Source organism: Aeromonas enterica (assembly GCF_054052465.1).
Genome location: NZ_JBSTYL010000001.1, coordinates 57,178 through 76,418, shown reverse-complemented (window position 1 = coordinate 76,418; position 19,241 = coordinate 57,178). Strand labels below are relative to the sequence as shown.

Sequence of the window (19,241 nt, the reverse complement as noted above, 5' to 3'; positions counted from 1 at the left end):
CAGTTTCCCGTCTTGGTTGAATTAATGATTTTGTCATTAATTTCATACTGTTAGCCAAGTCAAAAAAACCGAGATTGCCCTCATTTGCATCCCCGTAATGTGCGTTGGCTCACTGGTATGACATGCCAGAAATGTGACAATGCGCGCCCTTGGCCGATGCGCCAAGGCTATGGAAACACTGGCAAAAAATAAAAAAGGAACCGTTATGAAAGGAACACGTACCCTGCTGTCGCTGGCCGTGGGGCTTGCGCTCGCGTCCCCGTCTCTCCATGCCGCCAGCTTCAGCTGCCCGGCTGACAGTGCCCTCACCCCCATCCCCGTCATTCAGGGCAGTGGCGACAAGAGTCCGCTCATTCCCAGCGACAAGTTCGAGAGCCCCCAGAGCGTCATGGTCAAGGCGGTGGTTTCCGCGCTTGGCGAGAGCCTCAACAAGGGCTTCTACCTGCAGGATGTGCAGGGCGATGGCAACCCCCAGACTTCGGACGGCATCTTCGTCTACCTCAACGACAAGAACTTCGCCAGCAAGTACCCGGACATCAAGCCGGGCGCCGAAGTCTGTCTGGAGGCCAAGGTCGAGGAGTACTACAACCACACCCAGCTCAAGCCGGTCGTTGACAGCGGCACCCCGCGCCTGCAAGTCCTCGCCCAGGGGACGGCCCCTGCCGCCGTGCCGCTGCGGGTACTGGAAAACGAGACCCTGGCCCGGGCACTGGAGCGTCACGAAGGGATGCGGGTACGACTGGATGCCGACAGCGCGCTCAAGATAAGCCGCAACTTCAGCTATGACTACGCCGCCAAACGCAACAACCTGGTGATCTCCCACCAGGCGCCGCTGATGAAGCCAACCCAGCTGCACAATGCAGGCAGCAAAGAGTCCAAGGCACTGGCCAAGGCCAATGCCAACAACCGGGTGTTCCTCGAATCCGACTTCAAGGCCGCCGACGGCAAGCTGCCCTGGCTGCCGGGCTGGGAGCCGGAACAGGGTTACCTGCGCATCGGCGATGCCCCGGTCAATCTGGATGCGCTGGTGAGTTACAGCTACAACGAATACCGGCTGATCGTGCCGCAGGATCAGGTGATCACCGCCGGCGATCTGCTGCGCACCAGCGACAACGATCGCCAGAGCGCCCCGGCCCGTGCCGATGGCACCGACCTGCGCATCGGCAGCTTCAACGTGCTCAACTACTTCACCAGCCACTCCAGCGTGGGCGGAGCACTAAACGTGCTGTGCAAGGATCAGGCAGATGCGGACAGCGCCAAGGGCTGCAACCGCGGAGCCAAGAATCTGGAGGACTTCCAGCTGCAGCGCACCAAGATAGTCAACGCCATCACGGAGATGGATGCCGACCTGCTCGGCCTGATGGAGATGGAGAACAACGGCTTCGACAGCCACTCCGCCATCAGTGATCTGGTGCAAAGCCTCAACGCCCAGCAGAAGGACGCCAGCAAGCAGTACGCCCTCGTGGCCCTGCCCAAGGCGCTGCTTGGCAACGAGCGCTTCTTCGGTGGCGACGCCATCATGGTGGCCATGATCTACCGACCCGCCAAGCTGACGCCACAGGGGGATGCCGGCGTCATCACGCTGCCGGTGCAGAAATACCAGGATGCGAAAGGGGTCGAGAAACAGGCCTCCCAGCGTGACTCTCTGGTGCAGAGCTTCACCATCGAGGGCAGCAAGGAGCCGCTGACCCTGGTGGTCAACCACCTCAAATCCAAGGGATCAGGCTGCCTCGAAAACCTGGACGGCAAGGAGCCCGCCGATCTGCAGGGCAAGTGCACCGAGTTCCGGGTCAGCGCCGCCAAGGTGCTGGGCGAGGCGGTGAACTCGCTGCCGGGCCAGGTGCTGCTGGTGGGGGATTTCAACTCCTACGCCAGGGAAGATGCTATCCGGGTACTGACCGACTATGTGCCGACCGAGGGTCAGCGCAAGATAGTCTCCGCCTCCCAGACCTTCCTCGGCGCTCAGGTCTATGAGCAGACCGGCAGCGAGGTGAGCAAGAGCTACGGCCTGGTGGACATGAACGTCAAGTTCAACAAGGAGAAGGCCATCTCCTACAGCTACGAGGCCGAGCTCGGCACCCTGGACTATGCCCTCGCCAACCCGGCGCTGGCCAGCAAGGTAGTGGCGGTCGCCGACTGGCACATCAACTCGTTCGAGAGCAGCCTGTTCGAGTACGGCCGTGACTTCAGCGGCGACATGATCAAGTCCGGCAACCCGTTCAGCGCCTCCGACCATGATCCCATCATCGTCGATCTCAAGCTGAAGGAAGAGAGCAGCGGCGGTGGCGGAGCCATGGGCGCCCTGCTGCTGGCCCTGCTGCCGCTGGCCTGGCGCCGTCGCCGCAGCTGATGCGGCTTTGCCATCACGCCAAAAGCCCGCTGCGATGCGGGCTTTTTTACGGGCAAGCGATGGGCATGAGCCAAAACAAAAAGGCCACCGCGATAACGGTGGCCTTTCGGCTTCTTGTAACAAGAATTTGGTGGAGCTACGCGGGATCGAACCGCGGACCTCTTGCATGCCATGCAAGCGCTCTCCCAGCTGAGCTATAACCCCAAATTTCGTACTCAACAAATGGTTCTGGCGGCCATCTGTCGCAAATAGTGGTGGAGCTACGCGGGATCGAACCGCGGACCTCTTGCATGCCATGCAAGCGCTCTCCCAGCTGAGCTATAACCCCAAACTTCGTACTCAACAAATGGTTCTGGCGGCCATTTGTCGCAAATAGTGGTGGAGCTACGCGGGATCGAACCGCGGACCTCTTGCATGCCATGCAAGCGCTCTCCCAGCTGAGCTATAACCCCACAAAGGTCGGCCTGGGTGATACACACCGCACTGCCCTGGGTACTGCATTTTACAATCGGAACCTGGTGGAGCTACGCGGGATCGAACCGCGGACCTCTTGCATGCCATGCAAGCGCTCTCCCAGCTGAGCTATAACCCCTTTGATTCCAGATTGTTCGAGGAGAATTTGGTGGAGCTACGCGGGATCGAACCGCGGACCTCTTGCATGCCATGCAAGCGCTCTCCCAGCTGAGCTATAACCCCAACTCACCTCGGCGCTACCAAAGTTATCTCCGGCAACGGAGGCGCATGATAGGCATCACCCGCTTTGCTGTCAACCCAAAAATAACATCGATTCGCGCGTTTAGTCAAAATTCAATCAGTTAGCTGTTTTTACCGGCAACCTTGCCGCTATCTCGCTGTTTTATGTCACAAATCTGGTTAGCCAACAAAAACAAAGGGCCCCCTCGCGGGAGCCCTTTCGCATGCCATAACAGGCGCTTATTCAGCGGCCATGCGCGCTTCGATATACGCCAAAGCGCGGTCGATGCGGGCAAGTACCCGCTCCTTGCCCACCAGCGCCATCACGGCGTCGATGCCGGGGGAGAGATTACCCCAGACCGGTGACGGCAATGTCGACGGCAAGCTTACTCGGCAGCCATACGCGCTTCGATATACGCCAGGGCGCGATCGATGCGGGCGAGTACCCGCTCCTTGCCCACCAGCGCCATCACAGCGTCGATACCTGGGGATTGACCCAGACCTGTCACGGCCACACGCAGCGGCATACCGACCTTGCCCATGCCCTGACCCAACTCGGCGGCGGTCGCTTCGATCAGCTCGTGCAGCGCTTCGGTGGTCCAGGTCTCCAGTGCAGCCAGCTTGGCCTTGGCCAGTGTCAGCGGCTCGGCAGCGACGCCGCGCAGGTGCTTCTTGGCAGCCGCTTCGTCAATCGCTTCGTACTCTTCGAACAGGTAACGGCTCTGGGCGGCCATCTCTACCAGGGTGTTGCAGCGCTCGGCCAGCAGAGTGACAACCTCTGGCAGGGCCGGGCCCTTGCTGGTGTCGATCTGCTGATTTGCCATGTGCCAGACCAGGTGCTTGGCCACATAGGCCGGATCCAGGCTGCGCATGTAGTGGTTGTTCAGCCACAGCAGCTTGTCGGTATTGAAGGCGGAGGCGGACTTGGAGATGGCATCCAGGCTGAACAGCTTGATCATCTCTTCCAGGCTGAAGATCTCCTGATCGCCGTGGGACCAGCCCAGACGCACCAGATAGTTCAGCAGCGCTTCCGGCAGGTAGCCATCGTCGCGATACTGCATCACGGAGACGGCGCCGTGGCGCTTGGAGAGCTTGGCACCGTCGTCGCCCAGGATCATGGAGACGTGGGCAAACTCAGGCACAGGCGCGTTCAGGGCCTTGTAGATGTTGATCTGGCGCGGGGTGTTGTTGATGTGGTCTTCGCCACGCACCACGTGGGTGATCTCCATGTCCCAGTCATCGACCACCACGCAGAAGTTGTAGGTCGGCGCACCATCGGTACGACGGATGATCAGATCGTCGAGCTCGGTGTTGGCGAACTCGATGCGGCCACGCACGTGGTCATCGAATACCACGGCGCCTTCGGTGGGGTTGCGGAAGCGAATGACGTGGGGCGCATCGGCCGGGTGATCGTGGGCCGCATCACGGCACTTGCCGTCATAGCGGGGCTTCTCGCCGCTGGCCATCTGGCCTTCGCGCAGCGCGTCCAGTCGCTCACGGGAGCAGTAGCACTTGTAGGCACGGCCATCGGCCAGCATCTCGTCGATGATGCCGTTGTAGCGATCGAAACGCTTGGTCTGGTAGTAGGGGCCCTCATCCCAGTTCAGCTCCAGCCATTCCATGCCCTCAATGATGGCGTCGATCGCCTCCTGAGTGGAACGTTCCAGGTCGGTATCCTCAATACGCAGCACGAACTCACCGCCCTGGCTCTTTGCAAACAACCAGGAATAGAGTGCGGTACGGGCACCGCCGACATGCAAAAAGCCGGTCGGGCTGGGAGCAAAACGGGTTTTGACTTTCATCTTTAAGCCTTGTGTAGAGGGCCTTGGGCCAATTCGTTAGAAAAAACCGTCGCATTTTAGCACTCAGAATCCCGGATGGGAAAACCATGAGGCGGCGGCGCGCTAAAGTAGGGGGTTAAATTGGCCGGGCGACCGCTTGACACCTGATATTTGAGGGGGATCGCAAAACCGAAGCGCCATTTCCGATTTGCTATGGGAAGTGTTGGAGAGCTGCCTCCTCCGGCCGATATTCAAATAACTCTCACACTACTTCTCACGAACAAGGAAGAGACGATGCAGTTCCGTTCTATCCAGAATCGTATTCTGGTGATGGCCGGGATCGCCATGACCACAGCCCTGGTCATATTGATCCTGCTCAACCAGTATTCCGGTCAACAGACCCAACAACTGACCATCAGTTCCAGCCGTGCCGCCCTGCAGCAGGAGGCCTGGCAGAAGGTCAGTGCCAACGCGCGCGCCGAGGCCGCCACCATCACCCAACTGCTGCAAAAAGGGCTCTCCTATACCCAGCAGATGGCCAGTACCCTCGCACTGCAACAGGAGGGCAAGCTGCAGCTGGATCGCCAGCAGGCCACGGATCTGCTCAAGGCACAGCTCAACCTGGAACCGCAACTGTATGGCGCCTTCGCCGGCTTCGAGCCGAACGGCTTCGACGGCCAGGACGCCGCCTTCGCCGGTCAGACGGCACTGGGCAGTGACAGCCAGGGCCGCTTCGTCCCCTACTTCTACCGTGACAAGGATCAGATAGGCACAGACCTGCTGCTCTCCATCGAGAAGAGCGATACCGACGAATTTGGCAATCCGGCCAACGACTACTACGCCTGCCCGAAACGGGAGGGACGCTCCTGTCTCATAGATCCCTTCAAGGTGGACATCAACGGCCAGCAGGTGCTGGTGAGCACCATCACCACCCCCATCATGGTGGCGGGTCAGTTCAAGGGCGTCGCCGCGCTGGATCTGGCGGTGGACTCCATCAGCCGGCAGGCCCAGTCCCTCAACAGCAACATCTATGACGGCAAGGGCGAGACCCTGATCGTCAGCGCCGCCGGCGTCATCACCGGCACCAGCGGCGACGCCAGCCTGCTGGGCAGCCGGGCCGACAAGCTGCTCGGCAACCAGTGGCAGCAATATCTGAAACCGGAAGTGCAGCGCCAGGAGCTGGACGAGTCGTTTCGTATCTCTGTGCCCATTGCTGTGCCGGGCATGAGCCGCAACTGGGCCATCATAGTCACCCTGCCTTACAAGGTGGTGCTGGCGGGTGCCGACCAGCTGGAGAGCCAGCTGAGCGACATGAACCGGGCCGCCATGACCCAGCAACTGGTGGGCGCCCTCATAGTGCTGGTGCTGGCGCTGGCCACCATGCTGGTGATAGCCCGCAGCATCACGGGCCCCATCCGCCAGATGGTCAGCCTGGTGGATGACATCGCCGATGGCGAGGGAGATCTCACCAAGCGCCTCACCACCCGCTCAGTCGACGAGCTGGGGGATCTCGCCAAGGGCATCAACCGCTTCATCGACAAGTTGCAGGTGCTGCTGGGGGATGTGCTGAAAACCGCCAGCGAGGTGAACCGCCATGCCGGCGATACCGACCGCATCGCCGGCCAGACCGACACCAACCTGCAGCATCACCAGGCGGAGATGGAGCAGATGCTGACCGCGGTGCAGGAGATGTCCTATGTCAGCCAGGAGGTGGCCACCCACGCCAACAACACCGCCGACTCGGCCAAGCAGGCCCAGGGCGCGGCGGATCAGGGCAAGGTACGCTTCCAGCAAGTGATCCAGTCGATGCACAAGGTGGCGGCCGAGGCCGGCAAGGGGGCAGAAGTGGTCGAGGGGCTGGCCCACGACAGCGAGCAGATCACCAGCATACTGACGGTGATCCAGGGCATAGCCGATCAGACCAACCTGCTGGCGCTCAACGCCGCCATCGAGGCGGCCCGCGCCGGTGAGCAGGGCCGCGGCTTTGCGGTGGTGGCCGACGAGGTGCGCAAGCTGGCGGGCAACACCCAGCAGGCGGTGCAGAATACCCAGGAGCTGATCGAGAAGATTCGTCACAGCTCGACCAATGCGGTCAACGCCATCCAGCAGAGCCAGCAGCTGACCCACCAGGCGGTGGGCGAGGCGGACTTGGCGGAAGAGGCGCTGGGCAGCATCTACAAGGCCATCTCCACCATCAACGACATGACCTACCAGATAGCCTCCGCCGCCGAGGAGCAGAGCTCGGTTTCCGAGACTGTCTCGGGCAACCTGTCAAAAACCAACGCACTGGCCAACGACATCGCGCTGGATGCGACCGAAACGGCCAAAGCCAGCCAGGCATTGCGTCAGGCGGCCGAGCGTTTACAGCAATTACTGGGACAATTTCGTCTCAGCTGATAATTTTCCACGTCAGGACTCTCCCCCTCGGGGGCGAGTCCGTTTACCATAGGCACGAATTTGCCTGATGGCAGGCAATGTAGTGAGAGGTAAATGCCGTGCCCACCCCGGACCGTCGCCCACGTGGCCATAACAGACGAGCCCAGCAGCGTCGACAAGACGAATCACAAGGATCCCTGCTCCATCGTATCAATGCCGCTACCCTGCCCCTGCGCCAGCGCATAGGCCAGGGGATGCGTGGCCTTGGCCAGCGCGGCCAGGAGGCCAAAGCAGGCAAATTCAAGCTGACCAGCCCGCTGCCCCGCAAACACACCATAGGCCTGCTGGTCCTGGTGCCCATCTGGCTGCTGTTGCTGGCCTGGGAACCCGCGCCTGCCGCCCCGAAAGTCGCCCCGTCCGGCTCGCTCGAGGTCCCCCTCGCCGTGCCCGCCCAGGCCCTGACGGCCGGCAATGGCAACTCGGCCGCCGCCAAGCCGGTTGAAGAGAAAGTCAACGGCACCTGGCTGCAGCACGACGTGCAGGCCGGCGAGACCCTCTACTCCATCTGGCGCAAGTTCGAGCTGCCGGGGGCCGAGCTCAGCCGCCTGATCGCCATCGAAGGGCCGGATCGCCCGCTGACCCGGCTGCAATCGGGCAAGTCTCTGTTCATCCTGATCGATGACAACCGCCGCATCCAGCGGGTCGAGATCCGCTCCTACGGTCAAGCCATCTATCGCTATGACCGGCAGGGCGAAGGGTTCGCCCTCAAGGAGTAATGAAACGGGAGGCCATGGGCCTCCCTTTTTGACGCTGTCCCAAATACGTTGAAAGGCTGGCCTTGAAACAGGCCATCACACCGAGGGGCGGCAATCGCGAATATTCAGGCTTTCATCTCTCCTTCCCCATTGCTCGCGCCATATTGCCCAGCAGGCTTTCGTGATTGCAGTCGGCATCGCTACCACCGCAGTAAACCGCCTTTGTACCTCATTCAGACTTCACCCAGGCCCCATGTGATAGCCGATCGGAAAGAGTGATCCCCAAGAGCGGTATGCCAAGCTGAGAATGGGGACATATCGCATGCAGATACCCCAAGAGCACTACCACCGTGGGGGATGCAAGGCGTGGCAATCCGTTAATGAAGAATTATCTCGGTTGGCGAAGAGTACTGGATAGCTTGACGGGAAGGGCGCGGATATCAGGCGAGGTTTGCATGAGACGCCGGGGCGCCCCATGCAGCAGGTAAGCGGGATATAACTTCTTTAGGCTGACAGCGGATTGCCGCCCTCAGCGAATGCCACGAGCTTCCCGGATCCACTCCCAGGCCTGCTGGATCTCCTGAGTCTTCTCCTTGGCCATTTCCATCATCTCGGGCGGCAATCCCTTGGCGGCCAGTTTGTCCGGATGATGCTTGCTCATCTCCTTGCGATAGGCACGCTTGATCTCCTGATCGCTGTCGCTCTCGCTTACCCCGAGCAACTGATAGGCATCCTTGAGACGATCCTTGGAGGGCGCCTCCTGTCGATACTGTTGCCCGCCGTGCCCATCGTCCTGGTACTGGCCACCATGAGCCCGGTTGAAGAAATTCATCTGCGCTTCGGCCATCGCCAGGATGCGAGCCAGCTCGATACGGCTGAAGCCCAGCTCATCTGCGATGGTATGCAAAATGGCACGCTCGTTGGCTTCGACCTTGCCGTCGGCAAAAGCAGCCTGCAGTTGCACCTCCAGGAAGAAGCGCAATATGTCGCGCTGCCCCAAGCTGGCACGGCGGAATTCGGCCAGGGTTTCCCGCAGCGGGAAATCAGCCTCCTTGCCCTGCCGGAACGACTCCTGGGCACGGGCACGTTGATCGCCCACCAGTCTCATCCGGTCCATCAGGTTGGAGGCAACCCGGATCTCCTGCTCTGTGACCTGGCCGCTCGCTTTGGCGATATGACCCATGACGGCGAAGGTAGCGTGAAAAAATATCGCCTGTTGTTGCTGGCTGGGGGCACGACGAAAGCTCATACCCATGCCCCGATCGAAACGATGGCCGATCCAGAGGCCAAGCAGGGCACCAACGATATTGCCGAGCAGAAAACCGAAGAAGGCGCCAAGCACCTTACCCCAAATACGCATGGTTCAAGACCTCGTGATGTTAATGAGTGCATCCCTGCGGTTGATCATTCTGCTCGTGCAGAGCATGACGGCTTGCAGGGTATTAAGCGCCATTTGATGTCAATCTTGACGACGATCGGTGCGGGCGCACAACTGATCATCCAGTTCGTGCAGCCGCGCGACTGTGCCGATGTCATGCCACTCGCCGGCCAGCAGGCTGCCGCCCACCCGACCTTGTGCCATCCAGTCGCGCAACAGGGGAGCCAACTTGCGCGCCCCCGGCGTGAGCCCGGCAAAGGCGGCCGGGTGATAAAGCCCGACACCACTGAAAGTGAGAGCCGGCGCATCCAGTACCCGACCAGCCTCCAGAGCGAAGTCTCCGTGCGGATGCTGGGGCGGGTTGGGCACCAACCAGAGATAGGCCAGATCCTCCCCCAACGGCAGGGTCACCAGGGAGCGATAGTCCAGATCGAGCCAGGTATCACCGTTGATCACCAGAAAAGGCGCAGGGCCAAGCAGTGGCAGTGCCTGCACTATGCCACCGGCGGTTTCCAGCGCGATCGCCTCTGCCGACCAGTGAATGTGGACGCCGAGCTGACTGCCGTCACCGAGCGCCTCCACCAGCTTGTGGCCGAGCCAGGCGTGGTTGATGACCAGTTCGGTCACCCCGGCCGCCTTGAGTTTTTCGATATGGTGCACGATAAGCGGCTTGCCCCCCACCGCCAACAGCGGTTTGGGCAGGCTGTCGGTGAGCGGGCGCATGCGCTCGCCACGGCCGGCGGCCAGGATCATCGCTTTCATGGCGTCACCTGCGCGATGCGGCTCATCCCGGGCAGCACCACCTGCTCAAGCCACAGGCCGAAGCGAGCCAGCACCGGATACGCGGCGCCATGCTGGTGGCACGTGTCCACCACATAGCCCAGGGTACGAGGAATGTCCTTGAGATAACCTGATTTTCCGTCGCGATGGTAGAGACGGGTAAAGATGCCCGCCGCCTTCAGGTGACGCTGCATGCCCGTCAGATCGGCATGGCGACGAAACGCGGCGTATTCGAGCCCGTCGAGCAACCCGGCCTGGCTCAGAATGTCGAAACCCTGCCGCATGCCCTGTTCGATCACAGCATCAGGCCAGCGCACGTAACAATCTTTCAGCAGCGAGACCAAGTCATAGCTCAAGGGGCCGATGACCATGTCCTGGAAATCGATGATGGCAAGCTGGCTGCCATCCGGCGTGTCACCACCACAGACCATCAGGTTGCGACTGTGGAAATCCCGGTGCATCACCCCTTGCGGTTGGGCCAGGTTGTTGGTGGTGAGACAGGCAAAGGTCTCATCCAGCAGCCGTTGCTCTTCGGCACTCAGGGTCAGTTGTAGATGGTGACCCAGCAGCCACTCGGGGAATATGCTGTTTTCACGGGCCATGAAGGCGGCATCAAAGGGTTCCAGATCCAGTGTAACCGCCCCCAGAGCCGGCAGCAGCGCGATGGCCTTGCCGTACCAGGCCAGCACGTTGTCTGCGTTCAGGCAACCAATAAGCTGGGTGTCCCCCAGATCCGTCACCACCAGCAGGCCCTGCTCGTAGTCCACCGCCCGTACCTCGGGGGCCAGCAGGCCACCTGCATGCAGGGCCGAGGCATTGCGGACAAACTCATGATTTTTTTCAGTTTTCGGATTGGCGTCCACCCACACCAGGCCGGCGCCACGGTGGTAGCGGCGAAAACTGGCGTCACCGGAAATCAGGGTCAACTGAAGGTTGGCATCACCGGAGATCCGGCGCGCCCATTGCAATAGCAGGGAATCGCGATCGTGCATAAGTCGGGGACCAAATTGGAAAGCAGCACTTGGCTGTTAGCCCTGGCCGCAATAATGCTTTATCATTGCCGGCTAACATAAAGCAATGACATGCAATGTCAACTCGATGAATCCTGTCGTAAAATGCATGTTTTGAATCAGCCGTAGCTACCACGGATTGCGCGAGTCTTTCACATGACAAAATGGACACTGGGGTACGCTTATCCCATCGCCCTGACCATCAGCCTTGTTCCAGCCTTGACCCCTGCCATCGTGCAGGCGGCGGCGCTGACGCCGCCCCCCGCCACCGGGATCCTGGACGGGCTCTGCTATGACTATGTTCCCAAAATAGAGAAGCTGGCCCCCGGCAAAGACGCCAACGCCCAACCGGTCGAGGTGGATGCAGATCGGCTTGAGGCCAAGCAGGGCGGCACTGCCGTCTATCAGGGCGATGTCAAGGTTCGTCAGGGGGTGCGCAAATTTGACTCAGACTATGCTGAACTCGACCAGAAGAGCCGCGATGTCATCGCCATCGGCAACATCTATTACAACGATGGCCAGATCACCGTCACCAGTGACAAAACCCTGAAATCCAACCTGGATACCAAAAATTCCGAGCTGGAAGACGGCAAGTATCAGGTGCATGGTTCGCCGGTACGTGGCTCCGCCGACCGGGTCACCATGACCAACAACAACCAGAACATCACCCTGGAAGGGGCTCAGTACACCACCTGCCCACCGGGGCAGGAAGTGTGGACCTTGAAAGCGGGCAGCATCGACATCGATCAGACCGAGGTGTTCGGGGAGGCCTGGAACGCCAGTCTCTGGCTCTATGACTATCCGGTGTTCTACTTCCCGTACATCAACTTCCCCATCAAGGATGAACGCAAGACCGGCCTGCTCTACCCGGGTTACACCCAGAGCTCCAAGAACGGCATGGACATCACACAGCCGTTCTACTGGAACATAGCCCCCAACTACGACGCCACCATTACCTCCCGTTTCATGGACAGACGGGGCCTGATGGAGCAGGTCGAGTTCCGCTACATGCCGGATCCGGCCCACGTCGGCAGCCTCTATTTCGAGAACCTGGCCAACGACAAGCAGTACGACGAGACCCCGAGCCTCAACGATTACCTCTCCGATGGCCATCGTTATCTGCTGAATGCCCGTCACACATCCATGTTCATGGACAACGCCATGCGGGTATCGGTGGACTACACCAAGGTACGGGACCGGGATTACAACTATTTCAACGACTTCTCCCCCAAGGTGGGCACCCAGGTCGACAACCAGTTGCAGCAATCCCTGATGGCCGGTTACTTCCAGCCCAACTGGAACATCAATACCGAGGTACGGACCTACCAGATCCTGCTGGCCAGCGCCCAGCAGCCCCACGAGCTGATGCCGCGCATCGATCACAACTACTACCAGCAGGGCAGCTGGTACGATCTGGCCTGGAATACCGAGATCACCAAGTTCGGCTACAACAACGCCCAGGCCATCGCCCAGAATCAGGGCAGCGCCTACACCGGCACCCGGGTCTACACAGCCCCCACCCTGACCATACCGCTGATCGATGAGGCAGGTTACTACCTCGACAGCCAGTACAAGCTGATGTACACCCGCTACGATCAGGAAGTGCCGGACGACATGAGTCAGACCTTCGTCAGCCGCTTCACTCCTGCAGGAGCCAACGGGGTCACGCTGGATGAAGGGATCATCACTCGGACTCTGCCATCCTTCCGTCTCAAGGGCGGCATGACTTTCGAGCGCAACCAGAACTGGTTCGGGGGCGATGCCAACCAGACTCTGGAGCCTGAGTTCCAGTACCTCTATGTGCCCTACACGGATCAGGACAACATTGGTGTCTATGACTCCACCACCATGCGCCAGGATTACTACAGCCTGTTCAGCGACCGCCGCTACGCGGGTCTGGATCGCATCAGTGACTCCAACCGTCTCTCGGTTGGTGTCACCAGCCGGGTATATGATGAGGCCGGTGATGAACGAATTCGGTTGGCCGTTGCCCAAGCTTTCGATTTTGTTGCGCCCAGGGTCAAGCTCTACCCCAGCGACTCCCTGACCACCAACACCCGCTCCCCACTCTCCTTCGAGGGGGATGCCAAGATCAACGAACAGTGGTTTGCCCATGCCGGCGCGCAATATGATGTAGACCAAAGCCAGTTCAGCTCCGCCAACAGCGCCATTGAGTATCGCCATGAGAAGCTGGTCAGCCAGCTGAACCATCGTTTCGTACGCGATGCCAACATTGTGCCGAACACCAATAACGAGGTCACCGATCTCAACCAGATCGGCTTGCTGCTGACCACGCCGCTCAATGATCAGTGGCACCTCTACGGGGGTTACTACCAGGAGCTCGATCAGAGTGTGAAATCTGATCGCAAGGTTGGCCTGAAGTACGACTCCTGCTGCTGGAGCATCAACTTCAACCTGGAGTGGGTCAATACGCCCAACAACGTGAACAATACTTCCACAGCCGAACGCAGCTTCGGCATTCAGTTTGAAATGAAAGGATTGGGTAGCGTGGGCACCGGCTCCAAGGGAACCTCCCTGGATACCGAAGCACTGCCCTACATTCGTCCGTTTAACCTGCGAGACCAATAAGCGGTCTGGCAAACGCCTTGAGAGATGGATATGAAGAAGACGTTGATTTCCCTGCTGACTGCAGGTCTGTTCGGAGCCATGAGTCAGGGAGCCTTCGCCGCTCCCGAGCTGATGGACAAGGTGCTTGCCGTGGTCAACAAGGACGTGGTGCTGGCCAGCCAGCAGGAAGCCTTGGTCCAGAAAGTGAAAATGTCTGCCCAGGAGAGCGGTCAGTCCCTGCCCGATGACGCCACCCTGCGCAAACAGGCGCTGGATCGCCTGATCCAGGAGAGCCTGCAGTTGCAGTTGGCGGATCGTCAGGGCCTCAAGATCAGCGACACCCAGCTGGAACAAGCCATTCAGAGCATCGCTGCCGACAACAAGATGACGGTGGAGCAACTGCGTGCCCAGCTGGCCCGCGAAGGCATGACCTACGCTCAGTATCGGGAAGAGGTGCGCCGCGAGATACTGATGAACGAGGTACGCCGCAACCAGGTGCGCCGCCGCATCAATATCTCGGAACAAGAGGTCAAGCAGGTGGTGGATATCCTCGCCAAGCAGGGCCAGCAGCAACAACAATACCATGTCGGCCATATCCAGATTGCCCTGCCTGACAACCCGAGCGCCGAACAGCTCAATGCTGCCAAGAGCAAGATTGAACGCATCCTGGCCGAGCTCAAGAAGGGGGCCGACTTCCGCGAGCTGGCCATTGCCGAGAGCAGTGGACCCAAGGCACTGGAAGGGGGCGACTGGGGCTGGATGAGCCCGCAGGAGATGCCGACCCTGATGGCCGAAGCAGTACAGGGTGCCAAGAAGGGTGACATTGTGGGTCCGCTGCGCTCGGGCGCCGGCCTGCACATCATCAAGGTATTCGATGCCAAGGGCCAGCAGCAGGTCGTGCAGACCGAAGTGCGCGCCCGCCACATCCTGATCAAGCCCTCCATCATCTTGAGTGAAGAGAAGGCCAAGGGCATGCTGGACGGCATACTGCACGACATCAAGAGTGGCAAGGCCAGCTTCGCCAGTCTGGCGGAGAAATATTCCGAAGATCCGGGCTCCGCAGTACAGGGCGGCGAACTGGGTTGGTCCGATCCCAACGTCTATGTGCCGGAATTCCGCGACATGGTCAACCGCCTGCAACCGGGTCAGATCAGCGAGCCCTTCCGTACCACCCACGGCTGGCATATTGTCCAGCTGGAAGAGCGTCGCAGCCAGGATGCCACCAACAAGGCCCAGGAGCAGCGCGCCTATCAGCTGATCTACAACCGTCGCTTCACCGAAGAGTCCCAGGCCTGGCTGGACGAGCTGCGTGACGAGGCCTACATCCAGATTGAAGGCGCCGGCAGCTGATGAGTTGCCGTCGTCTCGCCGTCACGCCGGGTGAACCGGCAGGAATAGGCCCGGATCTGGTGCTGCAGATAGCCCAGCAGGATTGGCCCCACCAGCTGGTGGTGATCGCCGATCCCGCCCTGATGCTCGAACGGGCCGCCCTGCTGGGGCTGCCCATCGAGCTGGAACCCTATGATGCCAAGGCCCCTGCCCAACCGCAGCGGGCGGGCACCCTGACCCTCTGTTCTGTGCCCCTGGGTACCCCCGTGGTGCCGGGTGAACTCGATGAAGGCAATGGCGCCTATGTGCTGGCAACCCTGCAGCGCGCCTGCGACGGCAACCTCAGCGGCGAGTTTGCCGCCGTGGTGACCGGCCCGGTGCACAAGGGGATCATCAACCAGGCGGGTGTCTCGTTCAGTGGTCACACCGAATTCTTCGCCCAGCAGTCGGGCACCGCCGATGTGGTGATGCTGCTGGCGACGGAAGGCTTGCGGGTGGCGCTGGCGACCACTCACATCCCGCTGGCCTACGTGGCGATGGCGATCACCGAAGATCGTCTCGGCAAGGTGATCCGCATCCTGGATGCGGATCTCAAAACCAAGTTTGGCATCGCCAAGCCCCGAATTTACGTCTGCGGCCTCAATCCCCACGCAGGGGAAGGGGGTCATCTCGGCCGTGAAGAGATTGACGTGATCGAACCTGCCCTGGCCGGCTTGCGCCAGGAGGGGATCGATCTGGTCGGCCCGCTGCCGGCCGACACCCTGTTCCAGGACAAATACCTCAAGGATGCGGATGCGGTACTCGCCATGTACCACGACCAGGGGCTGCCCGTGCTCAAATACAAGGGCTTCGGCAGTTCGGTCAATATCACCCTTGGACTTCCTTTCATCCGCACTTCGGTGGATCACGGCACCGCGCTGGATCTCGCAGGCAAAGGCCTGGCGGATCCGGGCAGTCTGATCACCGCGATTAACCACGCCATCAAGATGGTAGAGAAAAAAAGATATGAGCAGTAAGGTGCAGAGCAACAAGGTGCACATGGGCCACACCGCCCGTAAGCGTTTCGGTCAGAACTTTTTGCACGACCGCTATGTAATCGATCAGATAGTGGCCGCCATCAACCCGCAGCCGGGCCAGAACCTGGTGGAGATAGGCCCGGGGCTGGCCGCGCTGACCGAACCGGTCGCCTCCCAGATGGACAAGATGACAGTGGTCGAGCTTGACCGGGATCTGGCCGCGCGCCTGCGTGAGCATCCGACCCTCAAGGACAAGCTGACCGTGATCGAGGCCGACGCCATGCGCTTCGACTTCGGCACCCTGATGGGGGAAGGCAAGGGGCCGCTGCGCATCTTCGGCAACCTGCCCTACAACATCTCCACCCCGCTTATCTTCCACCTGTGCGATTTCGCCGACCGGGTCGAAGACATGCACTTCATGCTGCAAAAGGAAGTGGTCCTGCGGATGTCCGCCGGTCCGGGCAGCAAGGCCTATGGCCGCCTGAGCGTCATGGTTCAATACTACTGTCAGGTGATCCCGGTACTGGAAGTGGGCCCCGGTGCCTTCAAGCCGGCACCGAAAGTGGATTCGGCCGTGGTCCGTCTGGTGCCGCACAAGAATCCGACCATAGTCGCCAAAGACATCCGCTGCCTGAGCCGCGTCTGCACCGAAGGCTTTGGCCAGCGCCGCAAGACCATCCGCAACAGCTTCGCCAATTTCATCACGGACGCCCAGCTGACCGAGCTTGGGATCGATGGCAACCTGCGCCCGGAGAATCTCTCCCTGGAGCAGTTCGTCATGATCGCCAACTGGCTGGCGGATCAGCAACAGGCCTGATCCCGTGGCGCACCCGTACATCGTGATCCGCCCATACCCCCGTTATGTGGCGGATACACAAGACCCTTACCAGTTCCACTATCTGATCGAAATTGAGAATCTGGGACCCGGCCCGGCGCAACTGCTGCACCGGCGCTGGCTCATCACGGATGCCAATGGCAAGATGCTGGAAGTCGAGGGACCCGGCGTGGTCGGGGAACAGCCGGTGATCGCCGAAGGAGAAACCTTCCGCTATCAGAGTGGCGTCCCCCTCGCCACCCCGCTGGGGGTGATGGAAGGAAGCTACACCCTGCAAGATGCGTCAGGACAGCAATTCGAGGCGCCCATAGCGCCTTTTACGCTGGCCATCCCCCACATTATTAATTGAGGTTTCATGGCGAACTGTTTTGTTGGCGATATCCAGGGCTGTTATGACGACTTGCGCCGTCTGCTGGATCTGGCCAAGTTCGATCCCGCTAACGACATGCTCTGGCTCTGTGGTGACCTGGTCGCCCGCGGCCCGGACTCACTCAACACACTGCGCTTCGTCAAATCGCTGGGTCAACGGGCCATCACAGTGCTCGGCAACCACGACCTGCATTTGCTGGCGGTCGCCGATGGCGTCGCGCCGCTCAAGAAGAAAGACAAGCTGCAGGCCCTGATGGAAGCCCCTGATCGGAACGAGTTGCTGGAGTGGCTGCGTCATCGTCCCCTGCTGGCGGAGCACCCCGAACTGCCCATCATGATGGTGCATGCCGGTATATCTCCCGCCTGGGATGCCCGCACGGCACGCAACTGCGCCCGCGAGGTGGAAAGCCTGCTCCGTGGCGACCAGTACCAGTGGCTGCTGCACAACATGTATGGTGATCAGCCCGATGGCTGGCAGGACGATCTGGTGGGCATCGAGCGCTACCGCTATATCATCAACACCTTCACCCGCATGCGTTTCTGCTATTTCGATGGTCGACTTGACTTCAAATGCAAGAAGGGCCCCAAGGAGTCGACCCCCGGCCTGCGCCCCTGGTTCGAGCAGCGCGAGCACCACGTGGATGACCCCATTCTGGTGTTCGGCCACTGGGCAGCTCTGATGGGCAACACCGGCAAACAGGATATCAAGGCGCTGGACACCGGCTGCGTCTGGGGCAACAGCCTCACCCTGTGGCGCTACGAAGATGATGCCCTGATCGCCACCCCCTGTCCGGTTCACGCCAGCTAGAAGCTGCGCAGCAATCAGGCGGTCGCTACCGTACGGATTGCCAAGACCCTCATCAATAACAAAGCCCGGCAACCTACCGGGCTTTATGTCTTTTATATTGATAACGGATGAGTGTCATCAATTAAATAAAGACTCATTTTTCGTACAATGAAATATTTTAAATTATCAAATACCAACCGATAAAAATGACCACGATTATTACACTAAGGTACTTAACTAGGGCATCCGCATGAGTTTTTTGAGCAACAAAGCGTTGTGTGTGACCAAACATCACATAATTATAACTACAGATTTAATCATCTAAAAACGCTTATACCGCAGACCATATTGCTCAATAAACGCCTACCACCTTGTCCTGCTGTGAACCACACCGGGGTGGCCAATCTGGGCCCGCAGGGTAAATCTCCGATCATTGCTTATGTGGAACTGGATTATTCACGACTTGCAGAATATTCTTCGCTGGTTGTGGATAATATAATTCATCTCTTCTAACGTAGGCGTGTATGAACTCCTAATTAACCTTTCAGATGAATTTTCTTGTTACATATAACGTTGCCGGAAGTAGCGCAGGAGACGAGAGTTTGATAGCCTTGCGAGAAATTTCATTTATATGCTCTTTTTTCCAACTCACGAATGAGACCTTTCATTTCATCAACTGCATGACGATTCCAAATAATCTTAGTACCCGTCGCAAATGCTATAATTTGACTAATGCGATTGGAAAATATAATTAGAATCTCCAAACCTAGTTTGGATCCTTTTTCACCCCTTGAAAATGAAAATGTAACATCCGTCCGATTTGTCGTATGAATAATGCCAAGTACTCTCACCTTACTTTTCAGTGAAACCAAATAAATTTTATCGCCAGGGATCAACTCTTTGAGCGCGTAGTGGTGAACTACATCCTGAAAGCCTGCGCTTTCCTTGATCCTTATAAGTCCGCCTTCTTCCCAATTTTTGTCAAGAACGCAAAATTCTTTATGTGCTTTACTTAAGCTAGTATAGAACTCCGGAATTCCAAGATATGCAGCATAAGCTGTTTCCTTATCGAGCGAGCATTGGGCTTCACAATAAATTCTGATACTTGTTCCATTCTCTCGATATGCTGCGATAGCCGATATCAGAAACCAAAAAAAGCAAACATATAGAATCACCATATTTTTTCTCCACATTCAGAACTTACAGTCATAATA

At 59.1% G+C, this 19,241-nt stretch carries 15 protein-coding genes and 5 tRNA genes; 9 read left to right on the top strand and 11 right to left on the bottom strand.

Features of this window, described 5'->3' with window-relative positions:
* The first annotated feature begins 205 nt into the window (after positions 1-205).
* Complete coding sequence (locus ACW5XD_RS00345) at positions 206-2,350, top strand: ExeM/NucH family extracellular endonuclease (RefSeq protein ID WP_456493116.1); 2,145 nt, start codon at positions 206-208, stop codon at positions 2,348-2,350.
* Positions 2,351-2,478: 128 nt separating this feature from the next.
* Here ACW5XD_RS00345 and ACW5XD_RS00340 read toward each other — a convergent pair.
* The 7 genes from ACW5XD_RS00340 to gltX all read right to left on the bottom strand — a co-directional run bounded on the left by ACW5XD_RS00340 (position 2,479) and on the right by gltX (position 4,845).
* A tRNA-Ala gene (locus ACW5XD_RS00340) sits at positions 2,479-2,554 on the bottom strand.
* 48 nt (positions 2,555-2,602) lie between these two features.
* Positions 2,603-2,678, bottom strand: a tRNA-Ala gene (locus tag ACW5XD_RS00335).
* A 48-nt stretch (positions 2,679-2,726) separates the two neighbouring features.
* Positions 2,727-2,802: transfer RNA gene (locus tag ACW5XD_RS00330), tRNA-Ala, on the bottom strand.
* A gap of 64 nt (positions 2,803-2,866) precedes the next feature.
* Positions 2,867-2,942: transfer RNA gene (locus ACW5XD_RS00325), tRNA-Ala, on the bottom strand.
* Between the two features lie 28 nt (positions 2,943-2,970).
* Positions 2,971-3,046: transfer RNA gene (locus tag ACW5XD_RS00320), tRNA-Ala, on the bottom strand.
* Between the two features lie 237 nt (positions 3,047-3,283).
* Positions 3,284-3,415, bottom strand: a complete 132-nt coding sequence (locus ACW5XD_RS00315; RefSeq protein WP_223955721.1) for a glutamyl-tRNA synthetase — start codon at positions 3,413-3,415, stop codon at positions 3,284-3,286.
* A gap of 14 nt (positions 3,416-3,429) precedes the next feature.
* Positions 3,430-4,845 (bottom strand): glutamate--tRNA ligase, encoded by a 1,416-nt coding sequence (gltX, locus tag ACW5XD_RS00310; protein ID WP_456493115.1) that lies wholly within the window; start codon positions 4,843-4,845, stop codon positions 3,430-3,432.
* A 273-nt stretch (positions 4,846-5,118) separates the two neighbouring features.
* Here gltX and ACW5XD_RS00305 point away from each other — a divergent pair, with 273 nt between their 5' ends.
* Entirely contained in the window at positions 5,119-7,221 is a 2,103-nt protein-coding gene (locus ACW5XD_RS00305; protein ID WP_456493114.1) for a methyl-accepting chemotaxis protein, read from the top strand.
* Between the two features lie 98 nt (positions 7,222-7,319).
* A complete protein-coding gene (locus ACW5XD_RS00300) occupies positions 7,320-7,976 on the top strand; it encodes a LysM-like peptidoglycan-binding domain-containing protein (RefSeq protein ID WP_456493113.1) in 657 nt (218 codons plus the stop codon).
* A gap of 508 nt (positions 7,977-8,484) precedes the next feature.
* Here ACW5XD_RS00300 and djlA read toward each other — a convergent pair.
* The 3 genes from djlA to ACW5XD_RS00285 all read right to left on the bottom strand — a co-directional run bounded on the left by djlA (position 8,485) and on the right by ACW5XD_RS00285 (position 11,105).
* Complete coding sequence (gene djlA, locus ACW5XD_RS00295) at positions 8,485-9,315, bottom strand: co-chaperone DjlA (RefSeq protein ID WP_456493112.1); 831 nt, start codon at positions 9,313-9,315, stop codon at positions 8,485-8,487.
* Between the two features lie 99 nt (positions 9,316-9,414).
* A complete protein-coding gene (gene murU, locus ACW5XD_RS00290) occupies positions 9,415-10,095 on the bottom strand; it encodes an N-acetylmuramate alpha-1-phosphate uridylyltransferase MurU (protein ID WP_456493111.1) in 681 nt (226 codons plus the stop codon).
* Positions 10,092-11,105 carry an aminoglycoside phosphotransferase family protein gene (locus ACW5XD_RS00285; RefSeq protein WP_456493110.1) on the bottom strand — a complete coding sequence of 338 codons (1,014 nt, stop codon included), beginning with the start codon at positions 11,103-11,105 and terminating at the stop codon, positions 10,092-10,094. The genes murU and ACW5XD_RS00285 overlap by 4 nt, the downstream gene beginning before the upstream one ends.
* A gap of 174 nt (positions 11,106-11,279) precedes the next feature.
* On the opposite strand from ACW5XD_RS00285, the gene lptD reads away from it, so the two are divergent.
* The 6 genes from lptD to ACW5XD_RS00255 are packed head-to-tail and all read left to right on the top strand — an operon-like array spanning position 11,280 to position 18,048.
* Entirely contained in the window at positions 11,280-13,712 is a 2,433-nt protein-coding gene (gene lptD / locus ACW5XD_RS00280; protein ID WP_456493109.1) for an LPS assembly protein LptD, read from the top strand.
* Between the two features lie 30 nt (positions 13,713-13,742).
* Positions 13,743-15,041 (top strand): peptidylprolyl isomerase SurA, encoded by a 1,299-nt coding sequence (surA, locus tag ACW5XD_RS00275; protein WP_456493108.1) that lies wholly within the window; start codon positions 13,743-13,745, stop codon positions 15,039-15,041.
* A complete protein-coding gene (gene pdxA, locus ACW5XD_RS00270) occupies positions 15,041-16,036 on the top strand; it encodes a 4-hydroxythreonine-4-phosphate dehydrogenase PdxA (RefSeq protein WP_456493107.1) in 996 nt (331 codons plus the stop codon). Before surA ends, pdxA begins: the two co-directional genes overlap by 1 nt.
* Positions 16,026-16,853 carry a 16S rRNA (adenine(1518)-N(6)/adenine(1519)-N(6))-dimethyltransferase RsmA gene (gene rsmA / locus ACW5XD_RS00265; protein WP_011899041.1) on the top strand — a complete coding sequence of 276 codons (828 nt, stop codon included), beginning with the start codon at positions 16,026-16,028 and terminating at the stop codon, positions 16,851-16,853. Before pdxA ends, rsmA begins: the two co-directional genes overlap by 11 nt.
* A gap of 4 nt (positions 16,854-16,857) precedes the next feature.
* Positions 16,858-17,220: a Co2+/Mg2+ efflux protein ApaG gene (gene apaG / locus ACW5XD_RS00260; protein WP_456493106.1), complete on the top strand. Its 363-nt coding sequence runs from the start codon at positions 16,858-16,860 to the stop codon at positions 17,218-17,220.
* Between the two features lie 6 nt (positions 17,221-17,226).
* Entirely contained in the window at positions 17,227-18,048 is an 822-nt protein-coding gene (locus tag ACW5XD_RS00255; RefSeq protein WP_456493105.1) for a symmetrical bis(5'-nucleosyl)-tetraphosphatase, read from the top strand.
* Positions 18,049-18,650: 602 nt separating this feature from the next.
* Here the strand turns inward: ACW5XD_RS00255 and ACW5XD_RS00250 are convergent.
* Positions 18,651-19,205 carry a hypothetical protein gene (locus ACW5XD_RS00250; protein WP_456493104.1) on the bottom strand — a complete coding sequence of 185 codons (555 nt, stop codon included), beginning with the start codon at positions 19,203-19,205 and terminating at the stop codon, positions 18,651-18,653.
* Positions 19,206-19,241: the final 36 nt, after the last annotated feature.